This window comes from Nostoc sp. 'Peltigera membranacea cyanobiont' 232, assembly GCF_002245985.1.
GTDB lineage: Bacteria > Cyanobacteriota > Cyanobacteriia > Cyanobacteriales > Nostocaceae > Nostoc.
In genome coordinates this window covers 1-23,002 of the sequence record NZ_NOLK01000132.1, presented here as the reverse complement: position 1 = coordinate 23,002, position 23,002 = coordinate 1, and the positions used below count along the sequence as shown (strand labels likewise).

Sequence of the window (23,002 nt, the reverse complement as noted above, 5' to 3'; positions counted from 1 at the left end):
ACTTAGGGACTTCCAATTAAAAAAATATCCAATTTTGTAGGGTGCGTTAGCGACAGCGTAACGCACCGCCAGATATCTCGGTGCGTTACGGCTTTCGCCTAACACACCCTACTGTATATTTTATTTTTTGGAAGTCCCTTATCGCTCACTAAAAAACTTTAGTAGTTCTGAGTAAGTGGTATCTCCCCCAGTCTTTCTAGAAGCGATCGCTCCATAACTTCACTGACAAATTTATTACCTTGCAAGTTGAGGTGAATGCTATCGTGATACAAACCTTGCGGGTTAGTAGTTGAGTTGAATATCGGTAAAAAGTCTATATAGTTAATTTGCTGGGTCTTGGTAAAATCAATCAAGCGCTGGCGGGCTTTAATTTCGTAATCGCGGGGGCCTGGTTCACCAATTTCTCGCAGTAAAGGAGTCATGACTAGTAGAAATTGGCTGTTGCTTTGGCGAGTCAGGGCTTGAATTTTACCGATCGCCTCCAAATTAATCCCCACGCGATCGCCTGCTTCATTTTGCACCGCTTTCATTTCGGGAATTGGCTTCTGCTTGACGATATAACGTTGCCACACTTCCGCTAATGCTAGGGGAGGTTTACTATCGGGATAGTTGCGATCGCGTCCTACTGGTAAAGACGTGGGAGGAGTCGCAAACAAATCATCAGTATTAATTAATAACACTACTATTTGCGCGTTGAAGTTGCTAAACTTCTCTAAATAAGCTAACTCGTTTCTTGGCCCCCAAGAGTTAGCTGAAGCATTTAGCACTTCTACTTCCTGATAATTACTATGAGTGGATGATGCCAGAGAACGCATCATTATCGCGGATATTGTATTAGTCTGATCTGTCCACCAACCACCATTAGCAATAGAATCCCCTAACAGTAAAATTCGCAGCCCAGAAGGTGCAGGTGTCTTATCGATCGGACTACCTCGCATAGAATACTCATTAATTTCAATGCGATTACCAAAACGACGGGTACGTTGGTTAGGAGCCAATAAATAACCAATCCGCTCATCGCCAATGTAAACTAGGGGATTACCAAAGCCAAAGAGCGATCGCAATCCGATCTCGACTACCACAAACAATCCCACAACCACCGCCAAAATTACAATCAGCGCCTCTTTCACTTACCCACACCCTTTAATACTGAGTTACTTTTCAACGATAGTAACTGACGCATTGGAAATTGGGAATTGCTTATCCTCTTTTGTCTCCCTGCACCCTGCACCCTACTCCCCAGGCATCTGACTAAGCGGATTAATATCTATTGGAATATGTTTAATAAACTTTAAAAACAGCAATTACATGGCTATTAACTGTTTATCTAATAGTTTCTCAAAGTTTTGATATACTTTATCTACTTTTGTGTAAGAGTATAGCATGTGTTTTCTAGTGATATAATTTTATATTACAGGTATTAGTATAGGTACAGTTTTTATCAATTAATTAATTCCGCAAAACTTTTTTGGGGGTAAGGTAGGATGATAAAAATAGCCACACGTAAGTATTTAGGCAAACAAAATGTCTATGATATTGGGGTTGAGCGCGACCATAATTTTGGGATAAAAAATGGTTTTATCGCTTCTAATTGTTTCAATAAATCCCATTCAACAGCCTATGGTTATGTAACTTATCAGACAGCATATTTAAAAGCTAATTACCCATTAGAATATATGGCGGCACTGTTAACGGCTAACAGTGGCGATACCGATAAGGTACAGAGATATATTACTAACTGTACAAATATGGGTATTTCCATAGATCCACCAGATATTAATCGTTCTGGCGTTGATTTTACACCAACATTAGGAAAGATTCTATTTGGATTTTCGGCAGTGCGTAACGTGGGACAGAATGCGATCGCCTGCATTTTGGAGGCGAGAAATGAGACAGGAGAGTTTAAATCCCTCGCTGATTTTTGCGATCGCGTGGATTTACGTGCTGTTAACCGCCGGACTCTAGAATCGCTGATTTACTGTGGAGCTTTTGACAAAATTGAACCCAACCGCCAACAGTTAATTAACGACTCAGAATTAGTGTATGACTGGGCACAATCTCGCGCTAAAGACAGAGCTAGCGGTCAAGGGAATCTCTTTGACTTATTAGGTGACGGATTTTCTTCGACTCAGAATAAAAGAGCAAATAATGCCTTTGAAACTGCTCCTAAATCTAAACCTGTGATGGATTTTACCCCACAGGAAAAGTTGCAGAAGGAGAAAGAATTATTAGGCTTTTATGTATCAGATCATCCGTTGAAATCTTTACGGCAAATAACACCACTTTTGACACCGATTAGCCTTTCACAACTGGGAGATCAAAGGGAAGAAACAAGGCTTTGTGCAGTTGTCATGTTGAATATCGTGAAAAAAGTGGTTACAAAAAAAGGCGAACAGATGGCAATTTTGCAAATAGAAGACCTAACTACACAATCAGAAGCTGTAGTTTTTCCCAAAACTTATGAACGCATTAGTTCCCTACTCGTAGTTGATACTAGATTGATTATTTGGGGAAAAGTAGATCGACGCGACGAGCAAACTCAATTTATTCTTGAAGATGTAGAACCAGTGGAAACAGTACAAATGGTAATGGTGGAGTTAAATCCCCAGCAAGCAGGTGATATGGAAAAACTACATCTCTTGAAAACAATTTTGCAAGCTCATTCAGTAGATAAAGAAAAAGCAAAAATGCCAGTGATTGGAATTATCCAAACTGAAACTTCTCGGAAACTTGTTCGCTTGGGTTGGCAATTTTGCGTACAAGATTCTAGAATAACTGTTCAAGCTTTGCAAAACGCCAGTTTTCCTGCTCATATAAAATCACTGACTGGTAGCTAGGGCCAGAAGTGAAAAATCTATCAATACTGAAAAGCAGCTTAAAAATTATTTCTACTGAACTGTCAACAGTAAAAAGCCTTAAGTATTCAGCATTTTAAACGTTTTTTTAGTTACTTATGCGGATGATGGTTTCCTTGAGGGAATGGTATCTTTTTATGCTAAGACCCTTAAGGCTGCGACTGGGGGAAGGAGTTAAAACTTGATGATCGTAAACGAGCTACATAAATTTGTTTCATACTGTAAAAAAATTCAACCCCAAACTCATGATGACATTCAAAAGTTTTTTGAAGGAGTGATCTTATTTCCTTATGATAAAGAACTTCTATTGCAAGCTTATTTATTTCTGAATATTAAAGACTTGTTTCCCTCGTGCGCTGAATTGCTGTTATTTGAAAAATCTCCAATTTCAGATTATACAGATTTAGGGAAGTGTGATTTTGTCTACCGGACTTTTAAAGGTAGTCTGTTTTTAATTGAAACTAAGTTTATTGATACAGAAGCAACAGGAGCAACAGAAAGAAAAAGAAGAAATAAACACAGAAACAAGGTATTTGAGCAAGTTATAACCTTAAAAGGTCGATTTAGTGAATACTGGAATATGAGGTTAGATCAATTAGAATGTGGGGTTTTCACGACAGATGCAGAAGTTGCTTGGCGAGGAAGCAGTGTGAACGTCACATCTAAATCAATATCTATAGACCATCTTGAAAAATGGCGAAGAAGTTATCACACCAGTGAAAAAAGTTATGAAGTAAGCAAAATAGTAGTGCAAAAACCGAATTAGTTTTCGGAATCCAAGTGAGTTTATTGCAGTTTCTATTTTTAAGTTTTGCTGAAACTTCAATCTTTACCAATTTCAATGATATCGAGCATGAATATTTTGAATTTATCTATGTGGTAAAACAATTATCTATTTGTTAGCTTCACTAGCGATCGCCAACACTAGTATTCAGGAAAACCATCTGTAAAAATAATTTCGTCTTTTTCCAGCCATAAGTATTCTTTGACCCGGAAAATATGTCAGATTACTGGAATAAGTACCAAACGTCTGACAGGAAAATCATACTAATGAGAACTTGGGCTACTATTGCTGTGCTAGCTTCTTCTTGGCTAATATTTGGGGTTATATGTTCTGAGCCGACCGCCGCTACTTCTGGCATAGCACAAAATGCCACACCATTTCCTACGCCAACAAGTCTGAAAAAGATTATTGTCAGTAACGCTGAGTTTGGGCTAAAGAGAGTTGACACCAAAGGTAACGTTACCATCTTCCGCACAACAAGAGTGCCGCTTCAGCAGGGAAACGCCTACGGATGGCGGATTAAACTCAAAGACTATCAAGGTGAAGTGAAATGGCGCGAAGTCTTACATTTACCAAAACCTCCAGAAACTTGGGGTACAGATAACGGTGAAGATTTCTCTATATCAGCAGATGGTACTACATCTGTGACACGGCGCACACAATCGGCTCCAGACGGTGTGATTGGGAATTTTTGGACGATCGCTCCTGGCGATCCGCTTGGTAAGTATAGAATAGATGTCTATATTGATGACCGTTTAATCGGTACTTTCGAGTTTGAAGTTATTGCAGTCAAGTAAATGTAATATTAGAGGCTCGATCTAATTCCCTCCTTTTTAAGGAGGGTTAGAGAGGATCGAGCCTTAACTTAAGCAAAACTTTTTTTACGTACCGCAGAGGCGCAGAGAAGCCAGTACGCCCTTGCGGTTCCCTGACTTGTAGTAACTGGCGCGACACAGAGAGAAGAAAGAAGAGATCAAAAAATTTGGCGCAGCCTCACAAAGAAGTTATTAAACCGTATCCGCTCAATAAATCGGGGCGGACTACCATATTGGGAACGATTTTACGCCATTTGAGGCTTGTCACTGAGGGATTTACCCCGGATTATTGAGCGGTTACATTAAACCAATAATTGATATTTCTCTTGAGCTAGATTGTAAAGAGGTCGCCAAATCAAACGATTGGTTAATACTACTAATAGCGACATGATCGCTGTAGAAGCTAATAATAGGGAAAAATTGCCTGTAGCTGTGGCATGAGAAATTGTTGCTCCCAATCCAGAAGTACTAATTACTCGCCCTTGAAATGTAACGTACTCACTGACGATACTGGCATTCCAAGCGCCGCCAACTGCGGTAATAATTCCTGTAATTAGGTAGGGAAAAATTGCGGGTAAAATTAAGGTTCGCCAGCGCTGCAAAGTTGAGAGTTTATATACCCAAGCGGCTTCGATCAGGTCTGAAGGAATCGATTGTGCCCCAGCAATGACATTAAACAGGATATACCACATTGTCCCTAACATCATGAGAGCGATCGCACCAATCTGCAAACCGCCAGCGATGCGGGTTAACCCCAGCAGTAGCACTGGAAATAAAGCTGTTGCTGGTACAGAGGCGGCGATTTGTACCAATGGTTGCAAGACTTGAGCCAACCGTCGATTGCGACCAATGGCTACTCCCACAGGTACAGTCCACAACAGTGATAATATCAAAGCAATTATTACCCGCAACGCCGTTAACATAGCGCCCTTTATTACCTGTTGCCAATCATCCCAGCCTAAAGTCCGTAATAGTAGTACAGCTTCCCAAGTACCCCACAAGATAATTAAGCTGAAGCCACTAACAAATATCCAATTTAAAAAACTCGGCAACTTGAGATTGCCTTTGGCATTTACAGGTACAGAACGCACGGGAAACGACCGAATTAAACTATCGTCTAAGACTGTTTGTAATGGCTGAAAAACGCGATCGCCAATTGCACGGAAAGTAGGCGATCGTCTGAAAACATCCAACACCCACGATTGGGGTGCATTTTCAGTTTCAAGCATCTCCAACTTAAATCTTTCTGCCCAAGCAATCAGGGGTCGCCACACAAAAAAATCAGTTGCTACAATGATCGCAATCAGCACCGCCAAGCCCCAAAATATCGCTTTAAAGTCTCCTTTGTTGGCTGCTGTGCCTAAAAAAGAGCCTAATCCTGGTAAGCGAAAATCTTTATTCCCTAAAGTAAATGACTCAATAGCAATTAAAAAAAACCAACCTCCAGCCACCGACATTACACTATTCCATACCAAACCAATTACACCAGATGGTAACTCTAATGTCCAAAAACGTTGCCAGGGATTAAGCCGATAAACCTCTGCTGCTTCTATTAATTCTCGCGGAATACTTTGGAGAGATTGGTAAAAACTAAAAGTCATATTCCAGGTCATACCAGTGAAAATTAGCAAAATAGCTGCTAGTTCTACACCAATTCTTTGGCCCGGAAATAGGGAAATCAAAGCTAGTACCACACCTGGTAAAAAAGACAATACTGGAATCGATTGCAGAATATCCAACATTGGAATTAAAATTCGTTCTGCAATTCGGGAGCGATAAGCAGTATAAGCGTACAATAGGGTAAAAATTAGGGAGAAAAAGTAAGCCAGCCCCATACGAATCAAGGTTTGGGCTGTATATCCTGGCAAAGCACTGATGTTTGTAGAAATTGTGAGTTCAGGTTCAAAAGTACCGCTAAATTTAGAAGCGGTTCTAATAATTGCCACAATGAAAGATAAAATTAGCAGAATTAGCAATCCATCTTGCCAAGTCCAATTGTTACGTCCTAAAGTTTTATTAGCAGGAGTGAGGGGTCGGGTCATAAAAGTATGGAGTGAGGGAGAATGACAAATGACAAATGACTAATCAGCATTAACAACTTGCTCTAAAAAGATTTGTCCCGATGGCTCATCGTAGCCGTATATCTCGGCATAACGACCCCAATCAACGACGGTTTTTAATTGTCGCTCGGCTTCTTGTGGGCTAAAGTGAGTTTCTAGAATATCTAAGACTAATTCTTCGGGAATGCGTTGATTACTTTTCGCTTCCAAAAGACGGTAAATTTGCTGTACCAGGCGAATATGAGTTAAAAGTTGCGATCGCACAATTTGTTTGCGTTCATCAATACCACCATTGATAAATTCTTGCCCGATTGGTTTTAAGCTAATATCACCTTCTGCAAGTTCTACAAAATCCATCAATTTTGCAGCTTCCACAATTGGTAAAATATCATCTACTTCTAGTTGCAATTCTTGGGCTAGCCGATATAAGTCTTTTTCTTGACGATCTTCTAAAAGTTCCAAAAGACCAGCAATGGAACCAATTCGCACGGCTGGTAAAGACTGATATTTTGCTGGTGGTGTTGCAGGTTCTACAGAGGTAGTAGTTGGGGGCTGAATTTGTTCTAGTTCTGGGTTGGTGATGATTGTATAAACCCGATCTACCAAGGCTTGAAAACTTGGGTGTTTGCGATCGCGGTAATGGGGTAAAGTCACAGGTAAGTCAGCCCGAATTCTTCCCGGATTGCGTCCGAGAACAATAATCCGATCCGCCATAATTACCGCTTCTTCAATCCCGTGGGTGACAATCAGAATGGCTTGGGTGGGTATGCGACGTTCTAACCACAAATCTAATAACTCAAACCGCAAGTTTTCTGCTGTTAGTACATCCAATGCCGAAAACGGCTCATCCATACATAACAGTTCTGGTTCTACGGCCAAAGCCCTAGCAAATCCAACTCGCTGACGCATTCCCCCAGAAAGTTCTTTGGGATAGGCATTTTCAAACCCATCCAAACCAATAATATCAATCATCCGTAGCGCCTTTTGCCGTCGAGAATCTGGCGCTTCTCCTTTGGCTTTTAAACCTAGTTCCACATTTTCTAGTACAGTTAACCAAGGATAAAGGGCAAAACTTTGAAAAACAATTGCTACCCCAGGATTTAAACCAACTAGAGGACGGTTATGATATATAACTTCGCCTTGACTAGCCGGGATTAATCCAGCAATAATCCGCATCAAAGTAGATTTACCTGAACCTGAAGGCCCCAGCAATGCAACGATCTCTCCTGGACGCAACTCAAGATTGATATTTTCCAGGATGACAATCTGCTGACCGTTGGGCTGTTGATAAGATTTGCTGACATTTTTTAGGGCGATCAGATGTTCAATTGCTGTTTTAAAGACCATAACTCTTTCTGTAAGGAAATAATTAAATATAATCTCATGTAGAGGTTATTTTACAGTTAAAGCTGACTAAAAATAGTTTCTTCTGCAATTTGAACATGACTGTAGCCTAAAGATTCCCTTGCGTCGTCATTAATTAGCTACAAGAGTTAATAAGATAAATCTCCTAATTTCTGCAAAAAAGCGATCGCCTAGCCGAATATTAAAAGGAAGAAATTACAGTAAGTTGTTTTATTAGATATGTGCATTTGAGTAAATTGTGAGTACTTACAGATATTAAATAAACAACCTCTACTATGACGGTTACATATAGAAGCACCTGACGCAAAGAAGTATCATAGAGATAGAAGCTTGATTCTTGTTGGGTGGCGATCGTGAATACAGAGGAATTCTTACGATTAATCGAAAAGCAGCGCTCATGTCCTCAGACACTGCCAAAAGGGCTGCAAGCAATGTGGTATGACAACAAAGGTGACTGGAGCAAAGCTCATGAAATAGTTCAAAATGCCAGCGATGCTGATAGTGCCTGGGTTCATGCTTACCTGCACCGCAAAGAAGGCGATTTGAACAATGCCCATTTTTGGTATCAGCGTAGTGGTCAGCCAGAGTTTCTAGGAGAACTAAGCCAGGAATGGGAACAAATAACTTCTGTATTGCTAAGAAAGGTCAACGTGACCCATGAATGCTGAGGAATTAAAACGGCGTTTTGCCGCAGGAGAAAGATATTTTCCAGCCGTCAACTTGATTAAGAACAAGTTGATTGGAGCCTATTTGCCCGGAATCAGTTTATGGGGATCTGACTTGAGTGGAGCGAACCTAGCGAAAGCTAAACTCTGGGGAGCAGATTTGAGTAGAACTAACTTAGCTAAAGCGAATTTGACCAGAGCTAATTTGAGCGGTGTCAAACTGAATGAAGCAAATCTCCGGGGAGCCAAACTTAACTATGCCAAGTTGTATGGAGCAAATCTGACTGGCGCTTACTACGATGAAAGCACGCGGTTTCCTAGAGGTTTTGATCCCGTCAGTAGAAATATGCAGAAGGTGTGAGGTAGGCTAATAAATACCAAACAAAATGGCATAAAAATGCTTACTGTTGCTAAATCAAAGCAGATTGCCATCGCAATCTTTTCTTTCACCCTCCTTGTTTACAGCCAAGTTGCATCAGCCGCCTTAACTTTACCCCTACGCAGCAAAAAGGGAATGGTGGTTTCAGCCCATCCCCTAGCGAGTGAAGCGGGAATTTTAATGTTACGCAAAGGTGGTAATGCAGTAGATGCAGCTGTAGCCACAACTTTTGCCATCTCTGTAGTTGAGCCTTTTTCGGCAGGAATCGGCGGCGGCGGATTTTTGCTGATGCACTCTGAGAAAACTGGCGATATCAAAGCGTTGGATTTCCGCGAACGCGCCCCCCTGAAAGCTACAAAAAATATGTATCTGGATACAGCAGGGAAAGTGCGTCCCAATGCAAGTATCAATGGTTATTTGGCAGTAGCGACACCAGGAACCGTAGCGGGACTTTATGAAGTGCATCGTCGCTATGGTAAACTTTCTTGGCAAGAGGTAATCAAACCTGCGATCGCACTTGCTAAAGATGGCTTTATTCTTGGCGATGTCCTAACTCAGCGCCTCAACCAGCGCCAGCAACAGCTTCTCAATAATCCAGCCGCGCGGGAAATTTTTACTCGCAACGGCCAATTTTACCAACCAGGAGAGAAACTGGTACAGCGTGATTTGGCACGTACCTTAACAGCAATTTCTGAAAATCCCCAAAGTTTTTACACCGGAAGTATTGCTCGAGCGATCGCTTCTGATATGGTAAAAAATGGTGGTTTAATTACTCTAGAAGACCTGAAAGCCTACAAACCAATCTGGCGGACTCCTGTTTGTGGGAATTTTCGGAAAGCTAAAATCTGCTCAATGCCACCACCATCATCGGGAGGCGTTCACCTATTGCAGATTTTAAATATTATTGGTGACACTGATTTAAAATCTTTAGGATGGCATCATCCCGACGCTATCCACTTAATGGTAGAAGCAATGAAGATTGCTTACGCCGATCGCTCAGAATATTTAGGCGATCCTGATTTTGTCAAAGTTCCTGTACAAGAACTGATTAGTCCAACTTACGCCAAAAAACGCCGTCAAGAAATTAATATGCAACTGGCTAAACCCTCGACCGAGGTCAAGCCAGTAGATAGAAAGACACTACAACGTTTTAGTCAGGCTAATAATCAAATTTTAGGAGAAAATATCATTCCATTATCCGCTCGGTCTCTAAAACTGCACGCGACGCGGTATGAATCTCCTGAAACCACTCATCTGACTGTTGTGGATGGAGAACACAACGCCGTAAGTCTGACTTTCACGGTTAACCTCATTTTTGGTGCTGGTGTGGTGACACCGGGAACTGGAATCGTCCTGAACAATGAAATGGATGATTTTGCTGCTGCGCCAGGAGTGCCTAATGCTTTTGGTTTAGTTGGTAACGATGCCAACAGCATTGCACCCCGTAAAACTCCTTTATCCAGCATGACTCCCACTATTGTCACAGAAAATGGTCATTTTCGGATGGCAGCAGGTGCGCCCGGTGGTAGCACCATCATCACCCAGGTTTTGCAAACGATCCTGAATGTGCTGGAATACAACATGGATGTTGGTGCAGCTGTTTCTGTTCCACGCATACATCATCAATGGCTTCCCGATGAGTTGCGGGTTGAATCCTGGAGCTTGGACGCTCTGACTATGCAAGACTTACGCCGTCGGGGGCATAAAATTAAGGAAACTACTCCTTGGGGTAATGGTAACGCGATCGCTGTTACATCTGATGGAACTCTAGAAGGCGCGGCAGATCCTCGCGGTGAAGGTTCCCCCAGAGGTTTGTGAGCGAGTGAGGGACTGGGAAGACGCAGGAACGCAGAGAATAACCAATGACAAATGACCAATGACCAATGACCAATGACTATTGATTTTGAATTGTTGACTCTGCGTAGCTGCTACTGCCAAACTCATTTGCCCGTGCGCTAGATACTAGTGTCCAACCTGCTTTGAGAAGTTTTTGATAAGTTGCCCAACCTTTAGAACCACCTGGTATTTGATAATCTGGGACTGTGAAATGCCCAAAAGCTGTGTAGGGCCGCCAAGGCTGATTGGGTTCTGTCTGCAAATACAAAATTTTCTCCCCATCACCACCAGACTTAGATAACCAGCACATTTGTCGATGCATTGCAAACTCCTTTGCTTTTAGCTAAAAACTAACGCACATTACCAGACTTTTGTCAAGTAATTTCTCAGCCTTGTGGGCTATTTTTGGGCAGAAAGATAAACAGCTTTGTCTCACCTTATTTAATAGGGTGAGATTTTTCTAATGTTATCCGCGTTTTTTGCGATCGTGTGTAACAATAACTACTGTTTTGACCAAGCTTTGTAATCAGGATTTAGAAATTCCATCCGGCTTACATTGGTGGATTAAAATTGGAGCTTAATCGTAAGTGATATCATGTCCGGCAAATTACTTGTGATATGTCATTGCGAGTGCAACGAAGTGGAAGGAAGCAATCGCAAGGCTTTTGGGATTGCTTCCTTCCACTTCGTACCCTTCTCCTTCGGAGACGCTACACGAACGGGAATGTCAAGGGCGAACGCAATGACAATTGTTTAACCGGACATGATATGATTTTGCGGACATAATTATGATTGATTTATATTAAAAAGCCCGCACTAGCGGGCTTCGTTCGTCTAGCCACAGGTTTTTACCTACGGCATTTCATGTCAATTATTAAGCTGTTCCACATTTAAATTGCATAATTAGGGCGGCAAGATGCCCACCCCACAAGAGTTATAAAAATTTTAGATATGCAAACTAGATGTGGTTTAGCTTACCTACCTCGCCGCCGTTGGCATACCCAAAATATCCTCAATCCTGGGCATATCTTCCAACGCAATCACCCTTCCTTCATCCTCAAAACCGACAATTTGATCGAAGTTCAAATACCGATACAAATCATCTGCAAAAGGATGAATTCTACTCGCCACAATATCCAAATATTCCTGCACTGTCGGAAGCCGCCCCAGCAGCGCACAAACTGCGGCTAATTCTGCCGAACCAAGATACACTCGCGCATCTTTACCCATGCGATTATTGAAGTTGCGGGTAGACGTAGAAAAGACTGTTGTGCCATCAGCAACTCGCGCCTGATTACCCATACACAAACTGCATCCTGGCATTTCTGTTCTAGCACCCGCAGCCCCAAACACGCTGTATACACCTTCTTCTTTTAATTGGTGTTCATCCATGCGGGTTGGTGGTGCTATCCACAGGCGAGTTTTCACTTCACCTGCACCTTCTAAAACTTTCGCTGTTGCCCGATAATGACCGATATTCGTCATACAAGAACCGACGAATACTTCTTGCACTGGGTCATTAGCAACTTCCGATAATAACTTAACATTATCGGGGTCATTGGGAGCAGCAACAATTGGTTCTTTGATTTCGTTCAAATCAATTTCAATTATTTCGGCATACTCCGCATCGGCATCACCTTCTAATAACACGGGATTTGCTAACCATTCTTCCATCTTTGCCACACGGCGCAGCATGGTACGTGGATCGTCATAGCCCCGTGCTATCATATTTTTCAACAGTGCTATATTAGAACGCAGATATTCAGAAATTGTCTCTACACTCAGCTTAATTGTACATCCTGCACAAGAACGTTCGGCACTAGCATCGGTCAGTTCAAAGGCTTGTTCAACTTTTAAATCTGGCAAACCTTCTATTTCCAAAATTCGCCCGGAGAAAACATTTTTCTTATTCTGCTTCTCTGCTGTCAGCAAACCTTTTTGAATTGCCACATAAGGAATAGCATTTACAACATCCCGCAGGGTGACACCTGGTTGCAATTCACCTTTAAATCTTACCAAAACTGACTCTGGCATATCTAAAGGCATGACACCCAAGGCGGCTGCAAAGGCCACTAATCCAGAACCGGCGGGGAAGGAAATACCCAAGGGGAAGCGGGTGTGAGAGTCGCCGCCAGTTCCCACGGTGTCGGGTAGCAGCATCCGGTTTAACCAAGAATGGATGATACCATCACCGGGACGGAGGGCAACACCGCCACGAGAGGCAAAGAAATCGGGGAGTTCGTGATGGGTTTTGATGTCTACTGGTTTGGGATAAGCAGCAGTGTGGCAGAAACTCTGGATAACTAAGTCTGCACTGAAACCAAGACAGGCGAGTTCTGTCAATTCGTCGCGAGTCATGGGGCCTGTGGTATCCTGGGAACCAACGGTAGTAATGATGGGTTCGCAGGATGTGCCAGGACGCACACCAGGTAATCCGCAAGCTTTACCGACCATTTTTTGTGCCAGGGTATAGCCTTTACCTGTATCCAAAGCTTGCTGGGGACGGGTGAAAACGGTGCTGGGTTCTAAACCAAGTGCAAGACGAGTTTTGTCGGTGAGGGTACGGCCGATAAGTAAGGGGATGCGTCCACCTGCGCGGACTTCATCGAGAATGGTATCGGGTTTGAGGGCAAAGGTGGAAATGACTTCGCCTGCAACGTTTGTGATTTCGCCTTTGTAGGGATGGATGGTAATTACCATGCCGGTTTCGAGTTTGGTGACATCGCACTGAATAGGCAAAGCACCGGCATCTTCAGCAGTGTTAAAGAAGATTGGTGCGATCGCACTACCTAAAACATAACCCCCAGCGCGTTTGTTTGGCACAAAAGGGATATCATTTCCTGTATGCCACAATACCGAGTTGATGGCAGATTTCCGCGAGGAACCAGTACCAACAACATCCCCTACGTAAGCTACAGGATGCCCTTTTTTCTTCAGTTCGGCAATGGTTGCCACACTTCCCGGTTGCCGTGACTCTAACATCACTAAGGCGTGTAAGGGAATATCTGGGCGAGTTGTGGCACTTTGGGCGGGGGATAAGTCGTCGGTATTGGTTTCGCCAGGAACTTTAAAAACGGTGACAGTAATCGCTTCTGGTACTGTGGGGCGAACGGTAAACCATTCAGCTTCCGCCCAAGAGTCAATTACTAGTTTGGCGAAAGGATTGGTTTTAGATAACTCTAAAACATCGTGGTAAGCGTCATACACCAAAAGAATTTTGCTTAAGGCGTTGGCGGCATAAGCGGCGATGGGTTCCTTTCCTTGTCCGCCCATTACCAGAGGTGTTTCGGATGAGTCGGAGACGGATACAGTGGGCAATTGCAGCAAATCAATTAAAGATTGGACATTGTAACCACCAATCATTGTCCCTAGCAATTGCACCGCTTCTATGGGCGCAATCAACGGGCTGGTGATTTCCTTTTTGGCAATGGCGGTGAGAAATCCAGCTTTGACATAAGCTGCTGGATCGACACCAGGAGAAACGCGATCGCTCAATAAATGCAATAATATATCCTCTTGACCCTTGGGCGGATTTTTCAGTAATTCACATAATTCTGAGGTTTGCTTCGCATCTAATGGTAAAGGGGGAATACCGAGTGCTGCCCTTTCAGCAACGTGTTTACGATATGATTCCAGCATTTTTATGTTCTCCATTGGGATTTTCTCCCTTTAATTATGAAATATTTTTAGGCAATACTTGGCTATAAAAGTTTAGCTTACTTTTATAGCTGAAAGCCTTATGAGTAATCGGTTGACTGCAATTTTTTTATACTGAAACTTTAGTGTTTGAAAAGTATTGGGCGAATGGAATTCGCTACTACACTAAACTTAGTCCACCTCCGTGGACTAAGAGAAAATTAAGACTTTTAACCTGGGAGAAAATGTACTCCTGATAACCAACCGTCTTTTTGCATAGTTCCAAATCCATTGGCTTCGCAACGCGATACTCCTGCGGAGTCGTTGCACGAACGCCTAAGCTGAAACCTTTATGGGACAGTAGTTTTACTTTTTTAACTTCATCCATAATCTGTGACATGGAAAAAGTCTTTGCTAAAAAGCCAGGGTTTTCGCTGGAGAAAGAAAACCGAGTTCTTAATTTTGGATAAAGTCGAGCTAAGAAGCTAGATTGCGGAAGGGTTCTATTATTACAGAATGTTCAGCAAATCTTCATAACAAACCGAGTATTTGTAAATTAGAGTTTTGCTGTTTGGCAGGAGTGAATAAAACATCTATTTCTTTAATCTCTCCTGTAACTTTTTCTGATGCTTTGACCTCAATCTACTCGGATTTTGGGACTGAATCAAAAATCTGTAAATTATCTGTAGGATCGCTTTTCACTTTCTTAGTTCATCGATTGTTCAAAAGGGTTAATGGTCTTAGCTGAATCTGTAATTAGCCGAATTTTAATCTCATGGTAAAACTCCTCTTGAAGTAGCTCTACTTTCGATTGAGCCGAAAGTAGTAGTAGCGCCCAGAAAACGCTAACTAAATGACTGTGTTTAGACTCATGTCCAGACCCATTTTGGTTGATAAGCTTTGTCTGAGTCCACAACTCTACAAGTTGTTCTAAATTCAACCAATTTTGCTCTGAATTTAGCCCTCTTGCTGATAAGTTCAACACCTGTTCAAGTTCTCTAGCTACTTCCGTCAGATTTTCCTGGTGAGCTAACTCCAGCGCCTCCCGCATACTTTGGACGCTAGGCAGACGTTTGGGACGGATAGGTTTGCTGACTTTTTCTACCAGTTTTAGCTGGTTCGCCATAATCTGCAATTGCTTAATTAATTCTTGCAGAGTCACCCGACGCTTTGGTGGCGGCATTGCCGATGCACGACGACGCAATTGCCGTTCTAGTGGTAGACGATGACCGTGATGTGATATTCCGTCTTCATCTTCCATTAGGGTATCATCTAATACACCATCTTGAGCATCTCCTACTGTTGATAATTGCATCAATGTATTGGCTTTGAACAATACCAGCATTGATGCTGACAAAAATGCCTGTCCAGATTGAGACAAATCCGCTTCATAGCCTCTTCCTATTGACTCCGGTGCCATCAGTTCCAAGTAACGGTCAATCACCTCAATCACTTGGACATCCCAAGGGTCTATTTCTCCTTGTTCAGCTTGGTAAATCAGGTGTGTGATTGTTTCTAATAGCTCGGAAGCTTCCATCAATAGGTTCTAAGTTAATTAACGCTCTTTTATTACTCCGAAAAAATAAAATATTCGTAGGTTGGGTTGAACGAAGTGAAACCCAACAAAACCAGAGATTGTTGGTGTTGGGTTTCGTTCCTCAACCCAACCTACGCCTAAATTCATCAAAGTCCTTAAAAATAAGGGTGGATGATTTTTATCCGACGAGAGTCATAAAAGAGCGTTAATGAGAATCAAAAGACCTTAACTTCAACAGTAAACTCATTGACTATTGGCAAAGCATGTACTTTAGACATTTGCTTGCACTTTTTTAATCAGGAATTGCCTGCTGGCAGTATCCTCTGAAATTTGTAATCAATCACCATTGTGAATTGTGAGATCGGAATGTGCAACTTTTGGGGTTGGGGATTGGAAATGGGAAGAGGACAAGAGAATTAGGGACAAGGGGAAATACTCGTTGCAAGTTCCCAGATTATTTGTCTTCCCATCTTCCCACTCCCTAATCCCTGCTCACCTGCCATCTCAATCTTGGGGTGGGTCATGAGCAATAGTAACGGTTGATACAAACTCACTCGGCTTAACGCTTTTGATCGCATCGAAAGTGCCTTTAATAGTACCAGCAATGGGAACAGCAACAAGCGTCCCCAACAACCCAGCAATCTCAAATCCCATCAAAATAGCCACAAAAATCCAAATAGGATTCAGCCCAATAAAGTTGCCGAGTAACCTGGGAGCTAATAGGTTATCTTTAAGCTGTTGCATGAGAATTGCCGCAATGGCAACTTGAACTGCTAACCACCAATTTTGCAGTAGTACTAAAATCGTCACCAGACCAATGCCAAGAGATGCCCCAATAAAGGGAATAAGTTCCGATATCCCAATTAGGATGGCAAACAACAGGGCAAAGGGAACTTTCATCACTAAGAAAATTGGTGTCAGGGTTAGCACCATAAACAGTCCTAACAACAACTGGCTGAGAAAGAAGTTCTGGAAATTTAGGCGCAAGGCTGTGGTAAGGGGCTCTCCAATATTAGAGGGTAAAAGATTGACTAGACCATACCAAACGCGATCGCCGTATAAAAGCATATAAAATGCAAGCACAATGACTAACACTAAGTCAAGTAATCCTGACAGCAATGTTCCAGCAAATCCCACTGCACCAGAAGCTAGTTGTTGCACCAGATTCTGAATATTGGCATTGATTTGACTGCTTACAACCCTTAGATCAATTGGCAAACGTCGTTGTTTTGCCAGGATCTCAAACTGCTCTAAGTTTGCTTGACTAGCGCCTAACCAATCAGGGATCTTATTTAACAGTTGGATTGTTTGGTCAACGATCAACGGCACTAGGGTAACACCTAGAATCCCTACTAGGGTAAGCGTTGCAAGTAAGACTACGATCACCGCCTGAGTGCGCGTGATTTGGGCACGTTCAAAGAACTTAACCGGGTAATTGAGTAGAAAAGCCAAAATCGCCGCAATACTCAAGACGGTAAGGGGATGCTGGAAGTAGCGACAAAGCACAGACAGTAGCCAGACATTAAGAGCGATAATTGGACCGCTCAGACCATAAATTAACAGGCGTTTAAGGGAGGCCGAACGGCGCATTTTATGCAACCTATTTTAGATATTGCTGAGAGAATTTGTAAAATTATTGATGGCACTAATTATTTATCATCATAGATTTTTTTTAACAAAGAGATATATATAAAAGCATAAGCGTATCTGATAGTAAGGAAGTAAATAAAAATGGACAAAACCATAGCTGACCTCCGCAAAGACTACACCTTGGAAGGTTTAAGCGAACTCGAAGTAGACCTCAATCCTTTTATCCAATTTCAAAAATGGTTCGATCAGGCTCTAGCTGGGCAACTCCCCGAACCCAATGCCATGACCATTGCTACCGTTACACCAGACGGTAAGCCCTCAGCCAGAATGGTGCTGCTAAAGGATTTTGATGAACGCGGTTTTGCTTTTTTCACCAACTACAACAGCCGCAAAGGACAAGAATTGGCAGAAAATCCTCTGGCGGCTTTAGTCTTCTGGTGGGCAGAACTAGAACGCCAAGTTCGGATTTGTGGGTATGTAGAAAAAGTTTCCAAAACTGAGTCCGACCAGTATTTTGATACTCGCCCTGCCAACAGTCGCCTGGGTGCGTGGGTATCTAATCAAAGTGAAGTGATAGAAAGCCGAGAAGTCTTGGAGCGACGTTTGCAGGAGTTATACAGTAAATATGAAAATCAAGAGATCCCCCGACCGCCTCATTGGGGAGGCTTACGGGTGATCCCCACAGAAATTGAGTTTTGGCAAGGACGCTCTAGCCGCTTACACGATCGCTTACTCTATAGCCGTTTAGATAATGGCACTTGGAAAATTGAGCGGTTATCACCTTGAAGGGAGAAGGGAGCAGAGGGGACAAGGAGAATAACCCGGATTTCTCACCAATGCTCAAAGCCTGTGCTTGTGCAGGGGAGCAGGGGAGCAGGGGAGCAGAGGAGAGTTCAATGTGCCAAGTTCAATCCCCTCTGCCCCTCTGCCCCTCTGCCCCTCTGCATTTCAAACTTGTGAGAAATGCGGGAATAACCATCCCCAATTCCCAATTCCCCACATCAGACCATCTGTTAAATGTCAATACATTACCACTGAGCGATCGCATCTTGAATTGCTGCCCGTGCTTCTGCTAAAGATTGAGTCCGGGCATCACCCTCGTTAAGTCTGTTGGCGTTAATAAATTGAATATCTGTAATCCCAATAAAGCCGAAAATCGTCCGCAGGTAGGGTTCTTGGAAGTCATAAGCAACGGCAGGGGAGGCCGGGCTAAAGTCACCGCCACGGGCTGTAATGATAACTGCCTTTTTACCTTCGACTAACCCTTTAAAACCTTGAGCATTTAAGGCAACAGTCCGGTTAATGCGAACGATTTGGTCGATGTAAGCCTTAAAAGTGGAAGGGATATTGAAGTTGTACATTGGCACTCCAAAGACGTAGCGATCGGCTGCCAAAAACTCATCAACCAGTTCGTCAGAAATTCTGATTGCCTCAGCTAATTCTCGGGTATGGGTTTCTGGTGGCGAAAATGCCGCCGCAATCCAAGCTTCATCAACGTGAGGAACTGGGTGATGCCCTAAATCTCGATAAGCGATCGCATCTTCAGGATGTGCTGCCCTCCAAGCACTGACGAATTCTTTAGATAGTTCTCGTGAGTGCGATCGTTCAGCACGGGGGCTGGAATCAATATGTAGAATATTTACCACCAAATATCTCCTGATTAGCTAGGATTTACTGCTTTTACATTTTTTGGATCTAAATTTCCAAGCATTACATCAGATACTAAAAGTAACTAGTTACTAAAGTAAAGTAGTTACCATAAAGTAACTATTGAAAATTTTTGATTAACATAATTAATGTCTGTCTGTAAAATCAAAAATTCTTTGCTCGGAAAATAATTCAGGAGTTAGAATCTAGAATTTAGAATTCAATATCTGTACTCATTTCAGGCGAATAAATTGGTTTAATCCTTCTCATTAATTATCTTGTTGCACACCGTTTACTACTGGCTTCACATCAGAAAATGGATCGGTGCCACCACCCCAGTTAAAATCACTGATTCGGATGCTGAAGCCACCTAATTGCAGCACCGGATTGTAACGGAAGGTGATGCCATAGGTGCGACGACTATATTCTAAAATGTAGTCAGTACTAGATTCTCTACCTGTATCCAAGTTAACAGATGTTTGAAAGCCTAAGCGAAAAGGCCCGTAGATTTGCTGTGATATCCCAGCGCTTAACACTTTGTTATCAACGGATCGATCGAACAAAAAGGGAGATAATCCGTTGTTTAAGCCTTGAGAGTAACTAACATTAAAGGCGGTATAGTCTAAAAAAGGTCGAGAAAAATGACCGATTTGCCCAACTAAGCCAATTGTACCAGTTAGGGTGCTTTGGTTATCACCATTGGTGTAATAACTGCTAGTGCCTGTGAGACCAGCGATCGCTTGCAAGTAAGGAACAACAGGTCTAGCTGTGTATCGTAATCCCTGACTGGAAGTGGGTGGTAATGGTTTTCCTTGCCATAGCAATAACCCTTTACTGAGGAAAGCACTGGCTTGAAAACGACCTAGTGAGATGCGATCGTTTTCCCGTATGGGTTCTAGCAAGTCTTGGCGATCGGTATTGGCATCAATATACTGAACGCCTGCCTGATAGGTGAGGTTGATGCCACTCTTGCCTAAAGGAATCACAGGAGAGGTAATCACGCCGCCAAAACTGCTCTGGACAGTTTGAAAGCCGAGAGTACCGTTGTAGAGCCGATCGCGGTAATTATATTGCACATTCAAGACATGGGGAAGGCGATCGCCTAATATCTGGCGCAATCCCAAATTTATTCGCAAATTGTCTTCCACCTTGTTTAAGTCAAAACTGGTTAACTGCCCAGTTCCCTCAATTACGGCTCGTGGACTCAAAACAGAATTTATCTTTGTCTTTACAGCAAACAGTGCGCCTAAATCACCCGTGCCTTCTTGCACAGCCCTTTGTACTAGCAACTGAGGCGTAATCGTCCAGCTTGTCTTCTCTGTATCGATCAGTGGAAAGCCACGCTCAATATACAAACCACCCCGATCTTCTCCATCATAGCCGGGGGAAACTATCGCAGGTGTAACGTCCCGCTCCCGACGGTCAATAGTCCGCTCATTCAACGGAATTGGTAAGGAGACGGTTTGATCCAATACCAAACGCTGCTTCTGTGTCCTAATGCGGTCTACCAAGGGCGATTCTCGCGTCAGAGTTACTGTATCTGCACGCAACTCTAGTTCTGGCGGCGAAAAAGGATCGTTGGTGATGCGAACATCCCTTGCTTGCCAGCCTTGGGGATAGAAGTCAATATGTTCAGCTTCAAACCTGAGTCGATTGACTGCACCCCCTGCTTTCGGGGGTGGGATGTTGCTAGCATCGGACTGACCACCCAATGCCACATCAATCTGTCCAGGGCTACTCACACCCGAAAGGGGCTGATTGGCTCTAATGCGATCGCTCGGTGGACGTTTTGGCACTCCACCAGCAGTGACATTTGTGGGTGAGAAAGCTAAATCTGTTTGTGCTGAGGGTACATAAATTTCTCCTCTACCATTTAGCAGTTCCCCACTATCTTGAACAAAGTTATAGGTAAAGCGTTGTCCACGCAGTATCTGATCGCCCCGTGTTAAAGTTACGTTGCCTTCCCCCGCAGCAATCAAGTTGTCCAAATTGACTTGCAGGCGATCGGCATCTACCACCGCTCCATCAAATCGCACTACTACATTACCTACAGCTGTAATAATTCGCCGTTGCTCGTCATACTCTTGCCGATCTGAAGTTACTTCTACAATTCTCGGTTTGGCTGGCGGTGTGCTAGTAGGCGCTTGTGGCTGATTGGTGGTATTTACTTTTGGTGTAGGGGTTACTGTTTGAGCTTGTTGTTGGACTTGCGAACTGAATTCTACAGTGAACGGTGTTGAGAGTTGCTTTGTCGGGTTACGAGACTGAAATTTTATAAAATGTTTTACTGATTGAGAACTTGGTGCAAGATCGGCAGCAGATACGGAGATATTGTCGTTTTTTGGAGACTGTGGCGCAGTAATAATATTACTTTGCTGTTTTAGCTGAGTTAACTTCTCAGCTAAAATTTCCGCCTTGGATGTGACTAACTTGTTGTTTGTAACACTTGGGGCAATTTGAAGAGGAAGCGGAAATTGGGCGACCAGGGGATTTGGGGAAACTCCATAGCTAAATCGTGGAGAGTCCAAAAAGTTTTGTTTTTCTCCAGCAACATAGTTGGGATTTAGCGTAGACGCGGAGCGGCTTGTCGTCAGACATCGCTCACCAAGTTTTTGAGAAGGTTCGCATCTTACATCTAGAGAAGCCTCCGCTCCAACTTTTATTGGCAATGCAGTAGCTTCTCTTTCCTTCTCCCGTTTGCGTAACGCCGCTCTTAGGAGAAGTTCCGAGCGCCGAACGCCGATGCTTGAACTTGTCTTTGTGTCTTCTTTATCTTGGTTATTAGAGGTTTTAACCTCCTGCGTGGGATAACCAACAACCAGTGATTGCCCCAAAAGTCCAGCACTTCTAGAGCCAGTAATGGGAGAAATTTCTGGTGGAAAGGTTTCTGGTGGATGGGGTACAGAAGGAGTTTCCACAACTACCAAGTCATCCTGAGTTGAGTTTGTCGGAGTTGGCAATTGCGAATGACTCTTGTTGTCATCCGCAATTGCCAACTCAGCCAAATCCTTGGACTGCTTGGATTTGTCTGTCTTTTGCTGTATTCCAGTTTCTACAACTGAAAGAAACTTTGTATGACTAGCAGATGAGGTGGGATTTACAGGTTGTAAAGATTCGAGGATAGGAGGCGGATTGGGTGGCAGAACTGGATGAAGCATAAGTGAGCAAAATCGGGCTAACAAACAGCCAAATGACGGACGGAAGGATAAACTATACATTTTGCCTTCCGACTGTCGCCTTCTGCTACCTACAGCAAGCTACCTGGAGGAAGAAACTTACTAAATTTCCCTTAGTAAGTTTCCGTGGCGTTTAGTATTTTCCGCCTTCCAAAGTCGCGGATGATTTATCGCCCTTTTACTCTAAGTCCCGACGGCCGGGGTTACGAGCTGGATCGTTCGACAAAAATCCGAAGATGAAGATAGTAACGAAGAAGGCAACAACAATATAAACAGCGATTTTTAAAGTCAGCATAGAAATATCTCCAAGGGGTAAAACAAAGAAAGCTTTTCTTTGAGGATCTGCCATGCAGAAAAGATAGCTACTTTATATTACCCAAATCTCGTCCCTTTTTTAGACGACTCTAGGGATTGGGGAACTCGGAGCCCCCTCTGGGGATTAGGGGCGATGGGGACTGGCAGTGTCTACCTTACAGTTATTGAGAATGGTGCAAGATGTCAACTGTCTGACTTTTAGATGACCCTAATAAATAACTCAGAGATTAGTTTACTCTTGTGACGTTCGCTGACGGTAAAAGTTTCTAAAAAAAAGGATAGAGGCATAAGTTACAGGTTAGAAGAAATAATTCTCCTTGTCCCCAGTCCCCAGTCCCCAGT

General features: G+C 43.0%; 18 protein-coding genes and 1 pseudogene. 7 read left to right on the top strand and 12 right to left on the bottom strand.

Features of this window, described 5'->3' with window-relative positions; all coding sequences use genetic code 11:
• Positions 1-158: 158 nt before the first annotated feature.
• A complete protein-coding gene (locus tag CDG79_RS30425; RefSeq protein ID WP_094345445.1) occupies positions 159-1,130 on the bottom strand; it encodes an SGNH/GDSL hydrolase family protein in 972 nt (323 codons plus the stop codon).
• Between the two features lie 354 nt (positions 1,131-1,484).
• Between CDG79_RS30425 and CDG79_RS30420 the strand changes: the two genes are divergently transcribed.
• The 3 genes from CDG79_RS30420 to CDG79_RS30410 all read left to right on the top strand — a co-directional run bounded on the left by CDG79_RS30420 (position 1,485) and on the right by CDG79_RS30410 (position 4,436).
• Complete coding sequence (locus CDG79_RS30420) at positions 1,485-2,837, top strand: helix-hairpin-helix domain-containing protein (RefSeq protein WP_094345444.1); 1,353 nt, start codon at positions 1,485-1,487, stop codon at positions 2,835-2,837.
• 202 nt (positions 2,838-3,039) lie between these two features.
• Entirely contained in the window at positions 3,040-3,621 is a 582-nt protein-coding gene (locus tag CDG79_RS30415) for a hypothetical protein (RefSeq protein ID WP_094345443.1), read from the top strand.
• 284 nt (positions 3,622-3,905) lie between these two features.
• A complete protein-coding gene (locus CDG79_RS30410) occupies positions 3,906-4,436 on the top strand; it encodes a hypothetical protein (RefSeq protein ID WP_094345442.1) in 531 nt (176 codons plus the stop codon).
• A 320-nt stretch (positions 4,437-4,756) separates the two neighbouring features.
• On the opposite strand, the gene CDG79_RS30405 is transcribed toward CDG79_RS30410, so the two are convergent.
• Positions 4,757-6,496 (bottom strand): ABC transporter permease, encoded by a 1,740-nt coding sequence (locus CDG79_RS30405; protein ID WP_094345441.1) that lies wholly within the window; start codon positions 6,494-6,496, stop codon positions 4,757-4,759.
• 39 nt (positions 6,497-6,535) lie between these two features.
• The gene (locus CDG79_RS30400) at positions 6,536-7,861 is read right to left on the bottom strand and encodes an ABC transporter ATP-binding protein (protein WP_094345440.1); all 1,326 of its coding nucleotides are present in this window, start codon (positions 7,859-7,861) and stop codon (positions 6,536-6,538) included.
• A gap of 371 nt (positions 7,862-8,232) precedes the next feature.
• Here CDG79_RS30400 and CDG79_RS30395 point away from each other — a divergent pair, with 371 nt between their 5' ends.
• Genes CDG79_RS30395 through ggt form a run of 3 tightly spaced genes read left to right on the top strand, consistent with a single transcriptional unit; the run spans position 8,233 to position 10,741 of the window.
• Complete coding sequence (locus CDG79_RS30395; protein ID WP_189525190.1) at positions 8,233-8,547, top strand: hypothetical protein; 315 nt, start codon at positions 8,233-8,235, stop codon at positions 8,545-8,547.
• Entirely contained in the window at positions 8,537-8,905 is a 369-nt protein-coding gene (locus tag CDG79_RS30390) for a pentapeptide repeat-containing protein (RefSeq protein ID WP_094329851.1), read from the top strand. Before CDG79_RS30395 ends, CDG79_RS30390 begins: the two co-directional genes overlap by 11 nt.
• Before the next feature lie 36 nt (positions 8,906-8,941).
• Entirely contained in the window at positions 8,942-10,741 is a 1,800-nt protein-coding gene (gene ggt / locus CDG79_RS30385; protein WP_094345439.1) for a gamma-glutamyltransferase, read from the top strand.
• Positions 10,742-10,817: 76 nt separating this feature from the next.
• Here the strand turns inward: ggt and CDG79_RS30380 are convergent, their stop codons facing one another.
• The 6 genes and pseudogenes from CDG79_RS30380 to CDG79_RS30360 all read right to left on the bottom strand — a co-directional run bounded on the left by CDG79_RS30380 (position 10,818) and on the right by CDG79_RS30360 (position 17,522).
• Positions 10,818-11,081, bottom strand: coding sequence for a hypothetical protein (locus CDG79_RS30380; RefSeq protein WP_094329849.1), 264 nt, complete (start codon positions 11,079-11,081; stop codon positions 10,818-10,820).
• A 656-nt stretch (positions 11,082-11,737) separates the two neighbouring features.
• A complete protein-coding gene (gene acnB / locus CDG79_RS30375; protein ID WP_094345438.1) occupies positions 11,738-14,398 on the bottom strand; it encodes a bifunctional aconitate hydratase 2/2-methylisocitrate dehydratase in 2,661 nt (886 codons plus the stop codon).
• 178 nt (positions 14,399-14,576) lie between these two features.
• Complete coding sequence (locus tag CDG79_RS44220; protein ID WP_094345437.1) at positions 14,577-14,795, bottom strand: hypothetical protein; 219 nt, start codon at positions 14,793-14,795, stop codon at positions 14,577-14,579.
• A gap of 134 nt (positions 14,796-14,929) precedes the next feature.
• A pseudogene (locus CDG79_RS45630) lies at positions 14,930-15,034 on the bottom strand (DUF4351 domain-containing protein); the annotation flags it as partial.
• A 67-nt stretch (positions 15,035-15,101) separates the two neighbouring features.
• Positions 15,102-15,932, bottom strand: a complete 831-nt coding sequence (locus tag CDG79_RS30365; protein WP_094345436.1) for a segregation/condensation protein A — start codon at positions 15,930-15,932, stop codon at positions 15,102-15,104.
• Between the two features lie 504 nt (positions 15,933-16,436).
• The gene (locus CDG79_RS30360) at positions 16,437-17,522 is read right to left on the bottom strand and encodes an AI-2E family transporter (RefSeq protein ID WP_094345435.1); all 1,086 of its coding nucleotides are present in this window, start codon (positions 17,520-17,522) and stop codon (positions 16,437-16,439) included.
• A gap of 141 nt (positions 17,523-17,663) precedes the next feature.
• Between CDG79_RS30360 and pdxH the strand changes: the two genes are divergently transcribed.
• Positions 17,664-18,308: a pyridoxamine 5'-phosphate oxidase gene (gene pdxH, locus CDG79_RS30355; protein ID WP_094345434.1), complete on the top strand. Its 645-nt coding sequence runs from the start codon at positions 17,664-17,666 to the stop codon at positions 18,306-18,308.
• A gap of 242 nt (positions 18,309-18,550) precedes the next feature.
• Here the strand turns inward: pdxH and CDG79_RS30350 are convergent, their stop codons facing one another.
• From CDG79_RS30350 to CDG79_RS30340, 3 genes are all read right to left on the bottom strand, one after another.
• A complete protein-coding gene (locus CDG79_RS30350) occupies positions 18,551-19,168 on the bottom strand; it encodes an FMN-dependent NADH-azoreductase (RefSeq protein ID WP_094345433.1) in 618 nt (205 codons plus the stop codon).
• Between the two features lie 270 nt (positions 19,169-19,438).
• Entirely contained in the window at positions 19,439-22,387 is a 2,949-nt protein-coding gene (locus tag CDG79_RS30345; RefSeq protein WP_094345432.1) for a DUF3769 domain-containing protein, read from the bottom strand.
• 136 nt (positions 22,388-22,523) lie between these two features.
• Complete coding sequence (locus tag CDG79_RS30340) at positions 22,524-22,640, bottom strand: photosystem II reaction center protein I (protein ID WP_041566417.1); 117 nt, start codon at positions 22,638-22,640, stop codon at positions 22,524-22,526.
• Positions 22,641-23,002 lie beyond the last annotated feature (362 nt).